Source organism: Streptomyces gelaticus, assembly GCF_014649535.1.
Classification (GTDB): domain Bacteria; phylum Actinomycetota; class Actinomycetes; order Streptomycetales; family Streptomycetaceae; genus Streptomyces; species Streptomyces gelaticus.
In genome coordinates this window covers 90672-107542 of record NZ_BMTF01000026.1, presented here as the reverse complement: position 1 = coordinate 107542, position 16871 = coordinate 90672, and the positions used below count along the sequence as shown (strand labels likewise).

Below are 16871 nucleotides of genomic sequence, written 5' to 3'. Positions count from 1 at the left end.
GTCAAGGCCTCGGTGGACGGTTACTGGCGCTACAGCTTCGCGGGTACGTCCACGACCCCGGCCGTCACCACCGCCGGCGACTTCGTCGACGTGAAGTAGAGACGCGAAGCAGAGACGTGAAGCAACGACGTGCGGTCCCCCGTACGGGGGACGGGGGACCGCACGTCGTACCGAGGACCGCCCCTACGCCGGGAAGCGACGGCTGACCAGCCGCCAGGCGTACTCCAGGCAGGCCGAGGCCACCACCGCGATGCCCACCGCGGTCCACGGCATCGTCGTCCCGACCAGCTTCAGCGCGAAGAACTCCTGGAGCCAGGGCACCACCAGCACGATCAGGAACGCCAGCCCCATGGCCAGCACCAGGCCGATCCGCCACCAGGTGTACGGGCGGGCGATGATCGCCAGCACCCACATGGAGACCAGGAAGAGCGTGAGCGTGGCCGCGCTGGTCTCCGCTTCCAGGGAGCCCGGACCGGTGTAGTAGTGCCGGGCGATCAGATAGGCCACGAAGGTGGCGACGCCCGCGATGACGCCCGACGGGATCGCGTACCGCATGACCCGGCGCACGAAGTGCGGATGCGCCCGTTCCTTGTTGGGGGCGAGGGCCAGGAAGAACGCCGGGACGCCGATCGTCAGCGTCGACAGCAGGGTCAGATGGCGCGGCAGGAACGGGTAGTCGACCTGGGAGCAGACCACCAGGACCGCCAGCAGCACCGAGTAGACGGTCTTGGTCAGGAACAGGGTGGCGACCCGGGTGATGTTGCCGATCACCCGGCGGCCCTCGGCGACGACGGACGGCAGCGTCGCGAAGCTGTTGTTCAGCAGCACGATCTGGGCGACGGCCCGGGTCGCCTCGGAGCCCGAACCCATGGAGACGCCGATGTCGGCGTCCTTCAGCGCCAGCACGTCGTTGACACCGTCACCGGTCATGGCGACGGTGTGGCCGCGGGACTGGAGGGCGGCGACCATGTCCCGCTTCTGCTGCGGGGTGACCCGGCCGAAGACCGCGTTCTCCTCCATGGCCGTGGCCATGTCGTCCGGGTCGGTGGGCATCCGGCGCGCGTCCAGGGTGTGCTCGGCGCCCGGCAGCCCCAGCTTTCCGGCGACGGCGCCGACGGAGACCGCGTTGTCGCCGGAGATGACCTTCGCGGCGACCCGCTGGTCGGCGAAGTACGCCAGGGTCTCCCCGGCGTCGGGCCGCAGCCGCTGCTCCAGGACGACCAGGGCGCTCGGCACGGCTCCGGCGGCGATGTCCGGCCCGTCGAGGGCACCCTCGGCGCGGGCCAGCAGCAGCACCCGCAGGCCCTGCTCGTTGAGCTGCTCGATCTCGGTGAGCGCCGGGTCCTGTTCGGGCAGCAGCACATCGGGGGCGCCGAGCAGCCAGGACGACTCCCGGCCGCCGCCCTCGTCGAAGGCGGCGCCGCTGTACTTGCGGGCCGAGGAGAAGGGCAGTGTCTGGGTGCACAGCCACTGCCCGTCGTCCGGGCAGGCGTCCACGATGGCCTGGAGGCTGGCGTTGGGTCGCGGGTCGGACGAGCCGAGGGCGCCCAGCACTCGGCGTATGTACGGGTCGTCCGCCCCGCCCAGTGTCCGCACCTCGGTGACGTCCATGCCGCCCTCGGTGAGGGTGCCGGTCTTGTCCAGGCAGACGACGTCGACCCGGGCCAGGCCCTCGATGGCGGGGAGCTCCTGCACCAGGCACTGCTTGCGGCCGAGCCGTACGACCCCGATCGCGAAGGCGACCGAGGTGAGCAGCACCAGGCCCTCGGGGATCATCGGGACGATGCCGCCGACGGTCCGGGCGATCGAGTCCTTGAGGTTGTTGCTCTCGCCGACGAGCTGGCTGACGATCAGGCCGATCGCGGTCGGCACCATCATCCAGGTGACGTACTTGAGGATCGTGGAGATGCCGGTGCGCAGCTCGGACTGGACGAGGGTGAAGCGGGACGCCTCCTCGGCGAGCTGGGCGGCGTAGGCCTCGCGGCCGACCTTGGTGGCGGTGAAGGCGCCGCCGCCCGCGACGACGAAGCTGCCGGACATCACCGGGTCGCCGGGTTGTTTCAGCACCGGGTCGGCCTCGCCGGTGAGCAGCGACTCGTCGATCTCCAGACCGTCGGCCTCGGCGACCGTGCCGTCCACCACGACCTTGTCGCCGGGGCCCAGTTCGACGAGGTCGCCGAGGACGATCTCGGAGGTGGAGATCTCGGCCGCGACCCCGTCGCGCCGGACCGTGGGTTTCGCCTCGCCGATGACCGCGAGGCTGTCCAGGGTCTTCTTGGCCCGCCACTCCTGGATGATGCCGATGCCGGTGTTGGCGATGATCACGAAGCCGAAGAGGCTGTCCTGGACCGGCGCGACGGCCAGCATGATCAGCCAGAGCACGCCGATGATCAGGTTGAAGCGGGTGAAGACGTTGGCGCGGACGATCTCGCGCAGCGAGCGGGACGAGCGGACGGGTACGTCGTTGACCTCGCCGCGGGCGATCCGCTCGGCCACCTCGGCCGCGGTCAGCCCGCGTGGGTCCACGACCGGGGCGGGCAGTCTCACCGGGTGGACCGGGTCGAGTTCGGCCCCGGCGTCGATCATGGCCGGACCGGGGTGGCCGGTGGAGCCGGTTGCTTCGGGAGTCTGCTCACCGAAGGAATGGGATGCCCGCTGCGTCATGGTTTCGACGGTACGTGGCGATGGTTCGGTTCACCCACTGGGTGGTCAGAAGATCAGACCGGGGGAGGAGGGGAATGGTCCTGCGGTGGTACGGATCCCGGTGCCGGACCCTCAGGCGGTGGCGCCCTTCCCGGGGTCGGCCGACGCGGCGGTGCCGGGGGAAGCGGTGGTGTCGGTGGAAGCGGCCGCGGCGGCCGCCCGCTTGATCGCGGCGTCGCGCCCCCGCACGTACCAGATGCCGATCAGGCCGAGCCCCGCACCGGCCAGGCACGTCCACAGCCACCACAGGTGGCCGTGGTCGTCGAACCAGCCGTAGAACGGGAGCTGGACCAGGAAGAGGACGAACCAGAGGATCGTGCCGCCGGTGATGGTGGCGACGACGGGCCCCTCCAGGGGCTCGGGTGCCTCGTGCTTCGGTGTCCACTTCGCCATGACCTCAGTGTATGGGGCCCCTGTACGAAGCCTCCGCGGCCCGGGCGGGCCAGGGGTCTACGCGCGGAGATAGCGATCTTCGCCCTATGTATTCATACTGAATCTGCTTACGGCTGACTCGAATTGTTCGTGTAAACGTCCAAAGCTGGCCGCTTTCACTTCCCTCTACGCACGACTGAGGTCATACATGTCCCCCTCGGCCAGCGCTCCGGTCGATGCCAAGCAGCCGGCGGCCCCCGAGCCGCGAAGCGGTCTGGATCGTTTCTTCAAGATCTCCGAGCGGGGGTCGTCGGTCGCCCGTGAGATCCGTGGCGGATTCGCCACGTTCTTCGCGATGGCCTACATCATCGTGCTGAACCCGATCATTCTCGGTAGCGCGAAGGACATGTACGGCCATCAGCTCGACAGTGGACAGCTGGTCACCGCCACCGTGCTGACCGCCGCGTTCTCCACGCTCCTGATGGGCGTCATCGGCAATGTGCCCATCGCGCTGGCGGCCGGCCTCGGCGTCAACACCGTCGTGGCCCTCCAGCTCGCCCCCCGGATGAGCTGGCCGGACGCGATGGGCATGGTCGTCCTCGCGGGCATCGTGGTGATGCTGCTGGTCGCGACGGGTCTGCGGGAACGCGTGATGCACGCCGTGCCGGCCTCGCTGCGCAAGGGCATCGCGATCGGTATCGGCCTCTTCATCCTGCTGATCGGCCTGGTCGACTCGGGATTCGTCTCCCGTATCCCGGACGCCGCGCACACCACCGTGCCGCTCCAGCTCGGCGGCGACGGCCACCTCAACGGCTGGCCGGTCCTGGTCTTCGTCATCGGCGCCGTGCTCACCCTCGCGCTGCTCGTCCGCAAGGTGCCGGGTGCGATCCTGATCTCCATCGTGGCGATGACGGTCGTCGCGCTGATCATCGACGCCGTCGCGGACCTGCCGGCCGGGGCGTGGGGGCTGACCGTCCCGCAGTGGCCGGGCAACCCGGTCGCCACCCCGGACTTCGGGCTGATCGGTCAGGTCAGCCTGTTCGGCGGCTTCAGCGAGGTGGGCGTGCTCACCGGCATCCTGTTCGTCTTCACCGTGCTGCTGTCCTGCTTCTTCGACGCGATGGGCACCATCCTCGGTGTCGGCGACGAGGCGAAGCTGACCGACCCGGAGGGCAACTTCCCCGGCATCAACAAGGTGCTGTTCGTGGACGGCATCGCGGTCGCCGCGGGCGGTGCGAGCTCCTCCTCCGCCACGACCTGCTTCGTGGAGTCCACGGCGGGGGTCGGCGAGGGCGCCCGCACCGGTTTCGCGAGCATCGTGACGGGCCTGCTGTTCACGGTGGCGTTGTTCCTGACGCCGCTGGCGACCATGGTCCCCTCGCAGGCGGCCACGCCCGCGCTGCTGGCAGTGGGCTTCCTGATCATCTCGGGCTCGGTGCGGGACATCGACTGGAGCGACTACACGCTCGCCATCCCGGCGTTCCTCGCCATGGTGATGATGCCCTTCACGTACTCGATCACCAACGGCATCGGCATCGGCTTCATCGCCTTCTCCGTGCTGCGGGTGGCGGCCGGACGCTGGCGCGAGGTGCCGGTGCCCATGTACGTGGTGTCGGCGGTCTTCGTCTTCTACTACGCGATGCCGGCCCTCGGCCTCACGTGACCTCTTCGGCCCTGATCCCCGCGGTCCCCTCGGGGCCGTAGAACCTCTCCGTCTCGTCGACGGCCGCCTTGAAGCGCTCGTCGAAGTCATCGCGAATGAGCGTCCGGACGACATAGTCCTGGACGCTCATTCCGCGTTTGGCGGCGTGCTGCCGGATCCGGTCGAGCAGCTCACCGTCTATCCGCAGGCTGAGCACAGTCGATCCCATGGCAAGCAGGGTTACGGCCCAGCGGGTCGTTTCGCGTCACTTTACGGATCCGACTCACTCGTTCGGGTGACCGATTGGGTGAAGTGCCTCTCGCGCGTGTCACACGAATGGTCTTTAGGGTAGGTAATGAGTTACGCTAATAAACATGCCTGACCTGATCCACGACGGCGACAGTGCGGCCGCCGTGAGCTCCCTTCGCTCCGCCGTGATGCTGCTCAGCCGGCGCCTCAAGCACCAGCGCGTCGACGAGTCGCTGAGCCCCACCGAGATGTCCGTGCTCGGCACGCTCGCCCGGTGCGGCTCGGCCACACCGGGCGAGCTGGCCCGCAAGGAGCATGTGCAGCCTCCGTCGATGACTCGCATCGTCGCGCTGCTCGAAGCGAAGGGACTGGTCAGACTGGAACCGCACCCCGATGACCGTCGCCAGAAGGTGGTCAGCCAGACCGAGCAGGCGGAAGCCATGCTCGCAGAGAGCCGCTCCAAGCGGAACGCCTGGCTGACCGCCCTCGCCGAGGGCCTGGACGAGGACGAGTGGGAGACGCTCCGCAAGGCGGCGCCCGTGCTGGAGAAGCTCGCCCACCTGTAGCGGGGCGGGCCGCGCCGGACCACAGCCGGCGCGCCTCCCGTACCGCCGCACCTCGTCAGTCAGCGAAATGTATATGCCCGAGGAGGCGAACCCCTTTGAGTTCGGGATCCGGAGCAGACTCCGCCCCCGCACCGACTTCCACCCACGAGAGCAAGCCCGGCGGGACCTTCTCGTCGCTGAAGATCCGTAACTACCGCCTGTTCGCCACGGGCGCCGTGATCTCCAACACCGGTACCTGGATGTCCCGCATCACGCAGGACTGGCTCGTGCTGAGCCTCACCGGGTCCGCCACCGCCGTCGGTATCACCACGGCCCTCCAATTCCTTCCCATGCTTCTGTTCGGCCTCTACGGCGGTGTCATCGCGGACCGCCTGCCGAAGCGGAAGCTTCTCCTCGTCAGCCAGGCGGCGCTCGGCCTGTGCGGGATCGCCCTCGCGGTGCTCACGCTCTCCGGCGTGGTCCAGGTATGGCACGTCTACCTCATCGCGTTCCTGCTCGGCATGGTGACGGTGGTCGACAACCCCGCCCGCCAGTCGTTCGTGTCCGAGATGGTCGGACCCGCCCAGCTGCGCAACGCGGTCAGTCTCAACTCGGCGAACTTCCAGTCGGCCCGGCTCATCGGCCCGGCGGTCGCGGGTGTCCTGATCACCACGGTCGGCAGCGGCTGGGCCTTCATGTTCAACGGCCTGTCCTTCGCCGCCCCGCTCATCGGCCTGCTGATGATGCGTCCCGGCGAACTGCACAGGACCACCGTCGTCCCCCGGGCCAAGGGCCAGCTGCGGGAGGGCCTGCGCTACGTGTCCGGCCGCCCCGAGCTGATCTGGCCGATCGTCCTGGTCGGCTTCGTCGGCACGTTCGGGTTCAACTTCCCGATCTGGCTCACGGCCTTCGCGGACGAGATCTTCCACGGCGGCGCTGGGATGTACTCGTTCTTCAACATCCTCATGGCGGCCGGCTCCCTCGCCGGTGCCCTGCTCGCCGCCCGCCGCCGCTCCTCCCGGCTGCGGATGCTGGTGGCCGCGGGTACGGCGTTCGGTCTGCTGGAGATCATCGCGTCCCTGTCGCCGTCCGTCTGGCTCTTCGCGATCCTGCTGGTCCCGATCGGCATGATCGGCCTGACGACCAACATCAGCGCGAACACGAGCGTCCAGATGGCCGCCGACCCGGCCATGCGCGGCCGGGTCATGAGCCTGTACATGATGGTCTTCGCCGGCGGTACGCCGGTGGGCGCCCCGATCGTCGGCTGGATCAGCGACGCCTACGGGGTCCGTACGGGCATGGCCGTCGGCGGCGCGTTCTCGCTGGTGGCCGCAGTCGGCGTCGGCATCGTGCTGGCCCGCGTCGGCGGCCTGCGCCTCCGCGTCGACCTGCGGCCCGGCCGCCCGCACGTCCGGTTCGTCCCCCGGGAGGAGCTGGCCACGGCGGCGTGAGCGTCGTTCGACGAGGCATGTGGCACGGCCCCGACCGGTGCTCGCCGGTGAGGCCGTGCCGCGTGCCGGGAAGCGTCAGTCGCGGGGGAAGTCGCCGGTCTCCAGGGTGAGGCCCACCACGGTCGAGGTGAGGTCGACCGGGGTGCCGAAGTCGAGGCTCAGTACGCTGCGGTACTCGTCCTCCTTCGGGAGCGTGTGGAGGTGCCACGTGCCGGTGTACGGGTCGACGATGAGGTACACGGGTACACCGGCGGTGGCGTAGGTGGCCTTCTTCGATCCGTAGTCGTTGGCGGCGGTGTCCTTGGAGATCACCTCGGCGACCAACTCGATGTCCTGGTAGCGCCAGCGGCCGCTCGCGTCCTTGGTGGCCTCCTCGGACAGGGCCACGACGTCGGAGGCGAAGCCATTGAGGCGTCCCGGAAAGTCGATACGCACGTCGGACTTCAACCGCTTCCGCGGGTACCTGGCACGGAGCTGTTCGACGATGTCGAAAATGACCTCCCAGTGGGTGTCCCGTTGCGGCGACAGATAGATGTTCCCCTCGACGATCTCGACCTTGAATCCCTCGGGGGTGGGCTCAAGCCACTCGAACATCATGTCCAGAGTGCGCTTGTCGCTGCTGTCGGCCATGTCGATCCTGTCGGTCTCTACGACGGTCACCGTGGCGCTCCTCCCCGCTGCCGTGCGGGCGCGGGCAGCCCGCGTAGTACAACGATACGTACGGAGACCTGGACACGCCGGTACGGTGCGACACTCGGCCCATGAGCCGTCTCAGACTCTTCGTTGCCGTGCTGCCGCCCGCCCCCGCCGTCGAGGAACTGCGCCGTGCGATCGCCCCGCTGCACGCGCTGCCCGAGGCCCGGCACCTTCGCTGGACCGGTGTGCCCGCCTGGCACTTCACGCTGGCCTTCCTCGGGCCCGTGGACGAGGAACTGCTGCCCGAACTGGAGGAGCGCCTCTCCCGGGCCGCCCGCCGCACCGAGCCCTTCCCGCTGCGGATCCACGGCGCCGGCCGGTTCGGCGGGCGGGCGCTCTGGGTGGGGGCCGCGGGCGCGCTCGACACGCTGCGGCTGCTCGCCGAGCGCGCCGGTGCCGCCGCCCGCCGCGCCGGCATCCCGATGGACGAGCACCGCCGCTACAGCCCGCACCTCACCCTCGCCCGCAGCCGCCGCGCCGAGGCCGACCTGCGCCCCTGCGTCGAGGCGCTCGCGGGCTTCGAGGGCACCGGCTGGGAGGTCGGCGAGATGGCCCTCGTACGCAGCAATCTGCCGGACTCGGGGGTACCGGGCGAGCGGCCCAGGTACGAGGTGGTCGCATCCTGGTCGCTGGGGCACTGAGACCGGCGGTTAGGCTCGGAGGGTGGATCCGAAGACCAGAAACCGCATCATGGCGGCCGTGCTCGTGCTGATGTTCGTCGTCGTCGCCGTGGCGGCCGCCGCCGGGGCGTGACCCGGCCGGGGCGAGAGGCCCTGGTGGAGCAGGGTGACCGGCATGCGACTGCCCCCGGCGGAGCGCCGGGGGCAGTGCGTCGTGCGGGTTGCCGGTTACCGGCTACTTCAGGTACACGATGCCGTCGGTGGTGACCGTCGGCCGGCCCGAGGTGGCGACGACGACGATCTTGACGGTGTGCTTGGCGCTGGACGACCAGCTCTTCGTCCACAGCGCGTCGCGGTACTTGGTGGTGCTGGACTTCAGATCCACCGTGGACACCTTCACCCCGTCCACATAGACGTACATCTGCCCGGAAGTGGTGGCCCGGGAGGCCACCAGGGCGACCGAGCGGCCGGTGAACGTCCAGCTCAGCGCGGCACCCTTCGAGGAGCTGGAGTACGACTTGCCACCGAGGTAGCTCGACGAGGACCGCGTCGTCCACGTACCGGACCTGGTCGCCGAGCTCTCCTGCACGATGACCGGCGTACCGGCGACCGAGGCGGTGGCCGTGTTGCCCGCCTGGTCGTACGCCTTCATGGACCAGGTGGTCGCCGCGCCGGACTTGGCGGTGTGTGAGGCGCTGGTGGTCGTCGGGCCGTAGGTCTTGGCCACCGGTGCGGTGAGCCGGACCTCCTTGAGCGAGGCGGCGTCGGTGGCCTTCCACTTCAGGGTGAGCGGGACGGCCGTGGTGTTCACCGTGCCGGTGCGCAGTGCCAGGTTCGGCTTGGTGGAGAACGAGGGCGCCGTCTGCTCGGCGACCACGGTCGCCGACGCCGACGTGGTGACCTTGCCCGACTGGTGGGTGGCGCGGATCTGGACCTGGTGCGAGCCGAGGGCGAGGGTGGCCGACGCGGAGGTGGCCGTGCCCGCGGTGGTGGCGACGGACTTGCCGTCGACCAGCAGCTCGTACTTGGAGATGAACACGCTCGGGGTGCTCGCCGACCAGCCCACGGTGACCGCGGACCTGGTGTAGTACGTCGTGCCCGAGAGCCCGGCGCCGGTCACCGACTTGACGGCCAGCCCGGTGACGGGGCCCGCGGCGAGGCTGCGGATCGTGGGCAGTTGCCCGTACAGCTTGGTGCCGGGGCACTCGGTCGCGAAGCCGTCGCGGTGGCCGGAGATCTGCTTGAAGGAGTACTGCGTCCCGGCGGTGAACTTGGTGCCGGCGAGGTTGCTGCCGGTGGCGCCCGCGGTGAGCACGGTGCTGCCCGCCGGGTCGCCCTTGTACTGGCCGAGCTTCCACGCGGCGATCCGGGCCACCGCCGTGGTCACCGCGCTGGGCGCGGCCGCGTCCGTGTAGCTGCCGATCACCGCGACGCCGGCCGAATCCCGGTTGAAGCCGTAGGTGTGCGCACCGAACACCGGCCGGTCCACACCGCCCTTACGGCCCTCGAAGATCGTCCCGCACTTGTCGACCAGGAAGTTGTAGCCGATGTCCTTCCAGCCGTTGCTCTTGACGTGGTACGCGTACACGCTGCGCACGACGGCCGCGGAGTCGGCGCACGAGTAGGTGTTGGTCCCGGCCGTGTGGTGGACGAAGACGGCCTTGACGGTGTCGGTGTACTCCGGTGCCTCCGGGCTGATCGACTCGTCGGCGCCCCAGCCGGCCCGCGAGGTGATGGGCGGCTTCGGCACGGTCGACGGCGGCGCGGGCGGCAGGGTCGCGGCCGGGGAGGAGCTCGACGACGCCGAGGGGCTCGGGCTCGCCGGGCCGGTGGGCTCCTGGGTGGCCGGTTCGGACGGGGTCGGTGACGCCGGGTCGGACGGCGTGGGCTCGACGGGCGGTTCCGTGCCGTCGCCCGGCGTGGCCGGGTCGGACGGGACCGGGTCGGTCGGTTCGGTGGTGGGCGTGGCCGACGGGTCCTCGGCGGGCAGGTCGGCCGCGAAGGCGGCCGGGTCCGCGGCGAGCGAGCCGCCCCGGCCCGGGTCCACGGTGTCCAGCCGCAGCCCCGCGGGCAGCTTCGTGGAGACCTTGCCGCCCGCGTTGATCCGTACTTCCACACCGTTGGAGGGCCCCACCCAGCGGGGCTCGGTGCTTCCCCGTACGCCGGACCGGCCGGTCTCCGCCCGCCCGTCCAGGTCGGTTTCGAGCGGCATCCAGGACGTCCAGTTCCCGCTGGAAGCGGACTTGGTGCGGACCTCGACGGCTCCGGTGATCTTCGCCGCGGGGTCGGTCCAGGTGACGCCCAGCATGCTGAACGGTGCGGTGTCCCGCTGTGCCAGAACGGCGGACGTGCCGTCGCCGCCGACCTTAAGCGAGGTGCCGCGCACATCGGTCTTCGTCGGGCCGGACTTGGCGTCGGTGTCCACCGAGGAGTTGCCCGTCACCCCCTCGAAGACCAGGACACCGGCGACCGCCGATGTGGCCACTGCGGCCGTGATCCAGATTCTTCGCTTCGAGAAGAGCTGGTTCGGGATTCTGCGCTTCGATCTCAAGTCGTACCCCAAGGATCGTCTTCGATATCTGTGCCATGACCCGCTGCGACAAGCGACGGCACAGGTCACAGGTGACCAGTGGGGGGTACGAGTGCCGGCGCGCGCACACAGCGGAGCCACAGCTTCCCATGCCGGTACGACAGCCCGGCACCGCCCCCGTGCGACGTAGCCTGAGTGCCGTGACTTCCGTACCGCGCGTTCTGGCAGTATTCGACGAGCTGCTCCGCGACGTGTCCCGCGACCGACGCGGCGCGTTGTGGCAACTGGCCGAGCAAGGCCGTGAGTTGGATGCCAACCTGGTGCGTCTGCCGCCCGGCGGCGAGGTCGGTGCGCACCAGGAGGACGTGCTGGACGTCCTTCTGGTCGTCATCGCGGGCAACGGCCGGATCGAGGCGGGGGACGACTCATTGGAGTTGACGCCCGCCACCGTCGCCTGGCTGCCCCGGACCTCCCGCCGCGCCCTCGCCGCCGGCCCGGACGGCCTCGTCTACCTGACCGTTCACCGCCGCCGCCCCGGCCTCACGATCAGGTCCGCGGCCGCCCCCGCCGTGTCGTACGAAGGCGGCGATGCGCCCTGCATGCTGGACCGGGTCTGCCCGGCGTGCGGCCGGCTCTCGCAGGACCCGGAGCCGGTGTTCTGCAGCCGGTGCGGAGAGCGGTTCGCCGAGGGGTGAGCGCGGGCGGCGGGGGGCCCGGCGGTGGTCCGGAAGACGCCCCGGAAGTGACCGAATCGCAAGTGCTAAGGGCCACTCCGGTACCTGGCCGAGCGTCTAGTCTGTTGCCTCCATGTAGTCCACAGGGGGTCGCATGCACAGCGAGGGTACGGCCGGGCGTGATGCGGACCACGGGCAGGGCGAAGACCGTGGCGCCGACGGCGGCCGGTCGGACGACTTCCTTCGGAGCGACTCCACCGAACACGCGCAGTCGTGGCCGGACACGGATTCGGTGTCGGATCCATCGTTGTCCGAGTCGCCTGGCCGGGCGGCGGCCCCCGCACCGCACCATGTGATCGACGGCCGTTACGAGCTGCTGCACAGCCTCGGGCGCGGCGGCATGGGCGAGGTCTGGGAGGCGCTGGACACCCGCCTGGACCGCCATGTCGCGGTCAAGGGCCTGCTGGGCCGGGACGCCGTCGGGGCGGCCACGCAGGAGCAGATGATGCAGCGGGCCCGCCGGGAGGCCGCGGCCATCGCCAAGATCAGGCACCCGAACGTGGTCGCGGTGCACGACCGGGTCGAGTCCGGTAACCAGGTCTGGATCGTGATGGACCTGCTCGACGCGCGTTCGCTGGCGGACCTGATGCGCGCGGAGCAGCGGCTTCCGGTGCGGCGGACGGCCGCGATCGGCCTCCAGGTGCTGGGCGGTCTGCGGGCGGTCCACGAGGCGCGGGTGGTCCACCGTGACGTGAAACCGGCCAACATCCTCTTCGCCAAGGAGGACTTCGCGATCCTGGCGGACTTCGGGATCGCGACCTTCGACGGTGCTGTTCCGCTCACCAGGGCCGGTGAGCTCATCGGCACCTTCAAGTACCTGGCGCCGGAGCTGCTCGCCCAGACCTCGCAGGAGAGCGCCGCGACCCCCGCCTCCGACCTGTGGTCGCTGGGTGTCACGCTGTACGAGATGGTCGAGGGCAGGCACCCCTTCGACCGGCCGAACGAGTACGAGGTCCTGGTCGCCGCCTGCCAGTCCGACCCGCTGCCGATGGAACACGGCGGGGACCTGGCCGAGGTCGTGCTCCGGCTGATGCACAAGGATCCGCGCCGGCGGCTGAGCGCCGAGAGGGCGGAGGAGATGCTGCGGAGGATCCTCCGCGGTTCCGCCGCGAAGCCGGGCCCCGTACCGGGCCCCGTACCGGGCCCCGTACCGGGCCCCGTACCGGACCCCGTACCTGAGCCCGAGTCCCCGCCCCCACCCGTCCTCCCGCGGGTACCGCCTCCGCCTCCGCCGCCCCCGCAGCCGAAGAAGGGCGTTCCGGGATGGCAGAAACTCTCGGCGGCCGTGGTGTGCGGGGCTCTGCTGGCCGGTCTCGGATGGTTCGCCGCGGACCGGATGCGGGGGGACGGCGAGGCGGGCACGAGCGCCCGGCCGGGCCGGGGTTCCGAGTCGGCTCCGTACATCGAGTCGCACCCGATCCTGAAGGTCGGCGTCAAGGCCGACCAGCCCGGACTGAGCGAGAAGGCCAAGGACGGCACGTACCGCGGCTATGAGATCGACGTGGCCTACGCCATCGCGCACGACATGGGCTACAGCCGCGACCGGGTCACCTTCGAGCCCGTGAGCAGCGAGAACCGCAGCACGATACTGCAGAAGGGCGATGTGGATCTGGTCATCGCCACCTACAGCATCACGCCGGAGCGCAAGCACGCGAAGGCACCCGACTACAGCGTCGCGTTCGCCGGCCCGTACTACGTGGCCAGCCGGAGCTTCATGGTCCGCAAGAAGGCGAAGACGGCGTCGATCGACGACTCCAGGATGCTGCGGAACGAGCAGTTCGAGGTGTGTACCGCGAGGAGTTCGACGTACGAGTCATGGCTGCCCAAGGCGGGCTACCACATGACGGCGTCGCTGCCGAACGGCTACGACCGGTGCGTACGCGATCTCCTGGACCCGACTTCGTCGGTCTACGCGGTGAGCACGGACGACGTCATCCTCGCCGGGTTCGTCGAGAAAAACCCCTCCCAGCTGAAGCGGCTGGACAGCGGTCCGGGCGCGGAGGGCTACGGCGTCGCCATGAAGCCGGACGAGAAGGGGCTGAAGGGGGAGGTGTGTTCGGCGTTGAAGAAGATCATGACCGACGGGGTCTGGGAGCAGTTGTACGCCGACCACCTCGCCCCGCTGCTGAACAGGAAGACCCCGCCGAACAAGCCGAAGCTGACGGAGTGCCCGTCCTGACACCCTGATCCGCGGGCCGCTCGGGCCGCCCGCCCGGTTCAGCGGTCGACCACCCACGCGGCGTCGGCCGGGGGCCGGGCCGCCGAATGCTGTTACCGGCCGCGGTAGACCTCGCGGCGCTGCCCGACCGTCAGCACCCAGAGGATCAGCCGACCATCCTCGATCGTGTAGACGGCGCGGTAGTCGCCGATTCTCAGCCGCCAGCGATCGGCATGACCCTGGAGCGCCTTGACGTCGAAGGCCGCGACATCGCCTGTGTCCAGCGCCTTCTGAAGCTCGCTGAGCCGGATGAGGATGCGCGGCGCGTCCTGGCGAGGGATCTTCAGCAGGTCCCGTTGTGCGTGCGAGGTGAATCGCGTGACGTGTCCCATGCGGTCAGGGCGCCGATCGGAGGAGCGCGGCCATTTCCTCCAGGGAGACCGAACCGTCCAGCCCCTCGGACTCGGCCTCGTCGGCCAGCCGGTTCAGCCACTCGTCCTCGTGCTGTTCGGCGGCCTGCTTCAGGCGCAGGTACTCGTCGATGTCGACCAGCACGGCTTCACGCCTGCCGCGGCGCGTGATGATCGTCGGGGTGTCGTCCCGGTGCGCACGGTCTATGACATCGGCGAGGTGACGGCGAACCTCCGCCATGGATTCGATGACAGGCTCACTCATATCGCGAATGTATCAGGTGTACATCTGTTACGCGATGAATATGCGCAAACGCGGGACGAGGGGCTTCAATCATGCGGTACGGTGATCGCGACATCACGCTCCGTGCATATGCATGCATGGGGCGGCCCCCGGTGGTGCTACGAACACCGATCCGAGGGCCTTCACCGCGAGTGGAAGAACAGGTCCACCAGAGATGCTCTGGCATGCTATCGCGCCCTCTCGGCGCTACACGAAGGCCTCGCACGACGTCGTGCGTCATCCGCGTCTGGGCAGCGACGCGAAGATCCTCCTCCTGTATGTGCAGGGACTCCCCGAAGGTCGATCCGGGCGGGCGCTCAGCGAGCACGCGCGGAAGCTCGGCATCACCGGGCGGGCGTACCAGAAGGCCAAGCGACAGCTCGTCGAGAACGGCTTCGTGCACGAGTGGCGACGGCAGGGCGACCGGGGATTCTGGGTCACCGACCAGCTCTTCGCCAACACACCCCTGACGAAGGAACAGGCGCGCCGGGCCCGGGACGGGCTGGTCGTCGTGGCTGCCCGTCCGAGTACGCGGAATCCGGCGGTCGGTCGTCCGGGGGGTCGGATGGTCGGCGACTTACAACCGGTGGACGAAGAACGAGAGAAGAACTTCTCCCGCCCACCCTCCGAAGCCGGGCCGGAGGCGGTTGCCGCCGAGGCGACCGGTGCCGAGTGCGGCCACGAAGCGGCGGAGGGCGAACGCGTGTTGCTCTCGCTCCGCCATGCGAATCCCGAACTCCACCTGGGTGTCCGGGAGGCCAGAGGGCTGGCCGGACTCGCCGCCGAGTGGATCCGTCGCGGGATCACCACCGCCGATCTGCGCAGGGCGCTGACGAGTGAACTGCCTCCGGACGGGGTGCGATCGGCGGTCGGGTTCCTGCGCCACCGCCTCCTGGAGAAGCTGCCGGAGCCTCCGCAGCCCGCTGTCCCCGTGCCGGTGGCCCCGGTCCCGAAACTCGTCACCTGCGCCGGACCGGGCGAGGTCCACGTCTTCCGGACCGTCGACGAGGACGACACCCACTGCGGCCCGTGCCGCCGGGAGGCGGCCTGGGAGTTCTACCGCGCCCAGGCGGCCGCGTACGAGGACGACCCGCCCCACACCCCGTGGCGCGAGCGCGTCGCAGCACTCGCCGCGGAGGCGGACGGGGCCGCGACCTGACCCGTGCCCGGTAGCCTCGCGCCATGGGGCTCGACATCACGGTGATGATCGCCGACTGGTCATGGCTGGGCGAAGTGCCCGAGCGCGAACGGCTGTTGCGGCTGAGGAATGCCTGGTACGCCGACGAGACAGGCCTGTGGGACCACGACGCCCCGGTGGTCGACGGCGACTGGAATCGGCCGCAGGGTCCGAACAGCACCCGCTTCGCCGTCTACGAGTTCCTGCACACCCTCGGCTCGTACAAGCCGCACTTCTGGGCCACCCACTACTGGGAGCGCGTCCGCGACCACGCCGATCCGCTGTTGCGAGCCGGGCTGGACGCCCTCCTGCTCGGGCTGATCTGGGGCGGCATGGACGGTGAGTCGGGGGAGACGGACCGGGACTTCTTCTCCGAGGACCCGGAAGTCTCGTACGGCCTGCTGGTCGCACGCTCACCGGCCGCCGTCCGGGAGCTGGCCGTGACCTGGGAGGGCGCACGGCCGCGGCTCGACGGGTTGCGCGAGGCCTTCACCGGGTACTCCGCCGTTCCCGACGGCCGGGGCGGTGACTTCGACGCGTTCGCCCGCCTGCTGACGGAATGGGGCCGCGTTCTCACCGAGGCCGCCCGGCGGGGCTGGGGCGTCGTGGGGCTGAGCGAATAGGGCGGGGGCACCTTCCGTCCGATTCAAAACATGTGGAGGCACACCGGCGCCGGCAGACAAGATGACACCATGACCAATCGCGCACTTCCCGTACAGGCACTGCTCGTTGTGGACGTCCAGGCGGACGCGGTCCGTGGTGACCGGGCGGTGCCCGAGGCGGACCGGCTCGTGGAACGGACGGCGGAGCTGATCGCGCGGGCGCGCAAGGGCGGGGCGCTCGTCGTGCACGTGCAGAACGACGGGCCGCCCGGGGCGGGGGACGAGCCGGGTACGCCCGGCTGGGAGCTCCACCACACCGTCGAGGACTCGCCCACCGAGGCCGTCATCCGCAAGCTCAGGGACGACGGGTTCCACGGGACGCCGCTGGACGGCCTGTTGAGGGACTCCGGGGTGCGGGCGCTCGCCATCTGCGGCGTGATGTCCGAGATGTGCGTACAGGCGACGGCCCGTACAGCGCTGGAGCTGGGGTATCGGGTCGTCATGCCGCACGACGCGCACGCGACGCACGACATCCCGGCCGCGCCCGGGATCAGCGGACCCGTCCCGGCCGCCACCGTCTCACGGGTCGCCGAATGGGCCCTCGGCAGTGATCTGGAGGTCGTGGCGCGCGCCGCGGACGTGGAGTTCGCCGCGCCGGGCCCGCAGGACGGATGAATCCGCCGGAGCGGGAACCGCGGC

The 16871-nt window shown here is 70.0% G+C and carries 16 protein-coding genes and 1 pseudogene; 10 read left to right on the top strand and 7 right to left on the bottom strand.

Features of this window, described 5'->3' with window-relative positions:
• Window positions 1-99, top strand: a pseudogene (locus tag IE107_RS28940) (calcium-binding protein); the annotation flags it as partial.
• Between the two features lie 84 nt (window positions 100-183).
• On the opposite strand, the gene IE107_RS28935 reads toward IE107_RS28940, so the two are convergent.
• Complete coding sequence (locus IE107_RS28935; protein ID WP_189547292.1) at window positions 184-2664, bottom strand: cation-translocating P-type ATPase; 2481 nt, start codon at window positions 2662-2664, stop codon at window positions 184-186.
• 111 nt (window positions 2665-2775) lie between these two features.
• The gene (locus IE107_RS28930) at window positions 2776-3096 is read right to left on the bottom strand and encodes a DUF2530 domain-containing protein (protein ID WP_189547291.1); all 321 of its coding nucleotides are present in this window, start codon (window positions 3094-3096) and stop codon (window positions 2776-2778) included.
• Between the two features lie 187 nt (window positions 3097-3283).
• On the opposite strand from IE107_RS28930, the gene IE107_RS28925 reads away from it, so the two are divergent.
• Window positions 3284-4738, top strand: coding sequence for an NCS2 family permease (locus IE107_RS28925; RefSeq protein ID WP_189547290.1), 1455 nt, complete (start codon window positions 3284-3286; stop codon window positions 4736-4738).
• Here the strand turns inward: IE107_RS28925 and IE107_RS28920 are convergent.
• Window positions 4731-4946, bottom strand: a complete 216-nt coding sequence (locus IE107_RS28920) for a ribbon-helix-helix protein, CopG family (RefSeq protein ID WP_189547289.1) — start codon at window positions 4944-4946, stop codon at window positions 4731-4733. The two genes, IE107_RS28925 and IE107_RS28920, sit on opposite strands and share 8 nt — an antisense overlap.
• A gap of 145 nt (window positions 4947-5091) precedes the next feature.
• On the opposite strand from IE107_RS28920, the gene IE107_RS28915 reads away from it, so the two are divergent.
• Together IE107_RS28915 and IE107_RS28910 are read left to right on the top strand one after the other, a co-directional pair.
• Entirely contained in the window at window positions 5092-5532 is a 441-nt protein-coding gene (locus IE107_RS28915; protein WP_189547288.1) for a MarR family winged helix-turn-helix transcriptional regulator, read from the top strand.
• Between the two features lie 95 nt (window positions 5533-5627).
• Window positions 5628-6962: an MFS transporter gene (locus IE107_RS28910; RefSeq protein ID WP_189547287.1), complete on the top strand. Its 1335-nt coding sequence runs from the start codon at window positions 5628-5630 to the stop codon at window positions 6960-6962.
• Between the two features lie 75 nt (window positions 6963-7037).
• On the opposite strand, the gene IE107_RS28905 is transcribed toward IE107_RS28910, so the two are convergent.
• On the bottom strand, window positions 7038-7622 hold the full coding sequence (locus IE107_RS28905; RefSeq protein ID WP_189547286.1) for a Uma2 family endonuclease: 585 nt from the start codon (window positions 7620-7622) through the stop codon (window positions 7038-7040).
• 101 nt (window positions 7623-7723) lie between these two features.
• Between IE107_RS28905 and thpR the strand changes: the two genes are divergently transcribed.
• On the top strand, window positions 7724-8299 hold the full coding sequence (thpR, locus tag IE107_RS28900; RefSeq protein ID WP_189547285.1) for an RNA 2',3'-cyclic phosphodiesterase: 576 nt from the start codon (window positions 7724-7726) through the stop codon (window positions 8297-8299).
• Window positions 8300-8513: 214 nt separating this feature from the next.
• Here the strand turns inward: thpR and IE107_RS28895 are convergent, their stop codons facing one another.
• Window positions 8514-10586, bottom strand: a complete 2073-nt coding sequence (locus IE107_RS28895) for a peptidoglycan recognition protein family protein (protein WP_229867315.1) — start codon at window positions 10584-10586, stop codon at window positions 8514-8516.
• Window positions 10587-11008: 422 nt separating this feature from the next.
• Between IE107_RS28895 and IE107_RS28890 the strand changes: the two genes are divergently transcribed.
• The gene (locus tag IE107_RS28890) at window positions 11009-11503 is read left to right on the top strand and encodes a cupin domain-containing protein (protein WP_189547284.1); all 495 of its coding nucleotides are present in this window, start codon (window positions 11009-11011) and stop codon (window positions 11501-11503) included.
• A gap of 286 nt (window positions 11504-11789) precedes the next feature.
• Window positions 11790-13721, top strand: a complete 1932-nt coding sequence (locus tag IE107_RS28885) for a serine/threonine-protein kinase (protein WP_229867310.1) — start codon at window positions 11790-11792, stop codon at window positions 13719-13721.
• Between the two features lie 92 nt (window positions 13722-13813).
• On the opposite strand, the gene IE107_RS28880 is transcribed toward IE107_RS28885, so the two are convergent.
• Window positions 13814-14092: a type II toxin-antitoxin system RelE family toxin gene (locus tag IE107_RS28880; protein WP_189547282.1), complete on the bottom strand. Its 279-nt coding sequence runs from the start codon at window positions 14090-14092 to the stop codon at window positions 13814-13816.
• Between the two features lie 4 nt (window positions 14093-14096).
• Complete coding sequence (locus IE107_RS28875) at window positions 14097-14375, bottom strand: type II toxin-antitoxin system Phd/YefM family antitoxin (RefSeq protein WP_229867309.1); 279 nt, start codon at window positions 14373-14375, stop codon at window positions 14097-14099.
• A 193-nt stretch (window positions 14376-14568) separates the two neighbouring features.
• Here IE107_RS28875 and IE107_RS28870 point away from each other — a divergent pair, with 193 nt between their 5' ends.
• From IE107_RS28870 to IE107_RS28860, 3 genes are all read left to right on the top strand, one after another.
• Window positions 14569-15552: a hypothetical protein gene (locus tag IE107_RS28870; RefSeq protein ID WP_189547281.1), complete on the top strand. Its 984-nt coding sequence runs from the start codon at window positions 14569-14571 to the stop codon at window positions 15550-15552.
• A 23-nt stretch (window positions 15553-15575) separates the two neighbouring features.
• Complete coding sequence (locus tag IE107_RS28865) at window positions 15576-16193, top strand: hypothetical protein (protein WP_189547280.1); 618 nt, start codon at window positions 15576-15578, stop codon at window positions 16191-16193.
• A gap of 69 nt (window positions 16194-16262) precedes the next feature.
• Window positions 16263-16847 carry a cysteine hydrolase family protein gene (locus tag IE107_RS28860; protein WP_189547279.1) on the top strand — a complete coding sequence of 195 codons (585 nt, stop codon included), beginning with the start codon at window positions 16263-16265 and terminating at the stop codon, window positions 16845-16847.
• The last annotated feature ends 24 nt before the right edge of the window (window positions 16848-16871 follow it).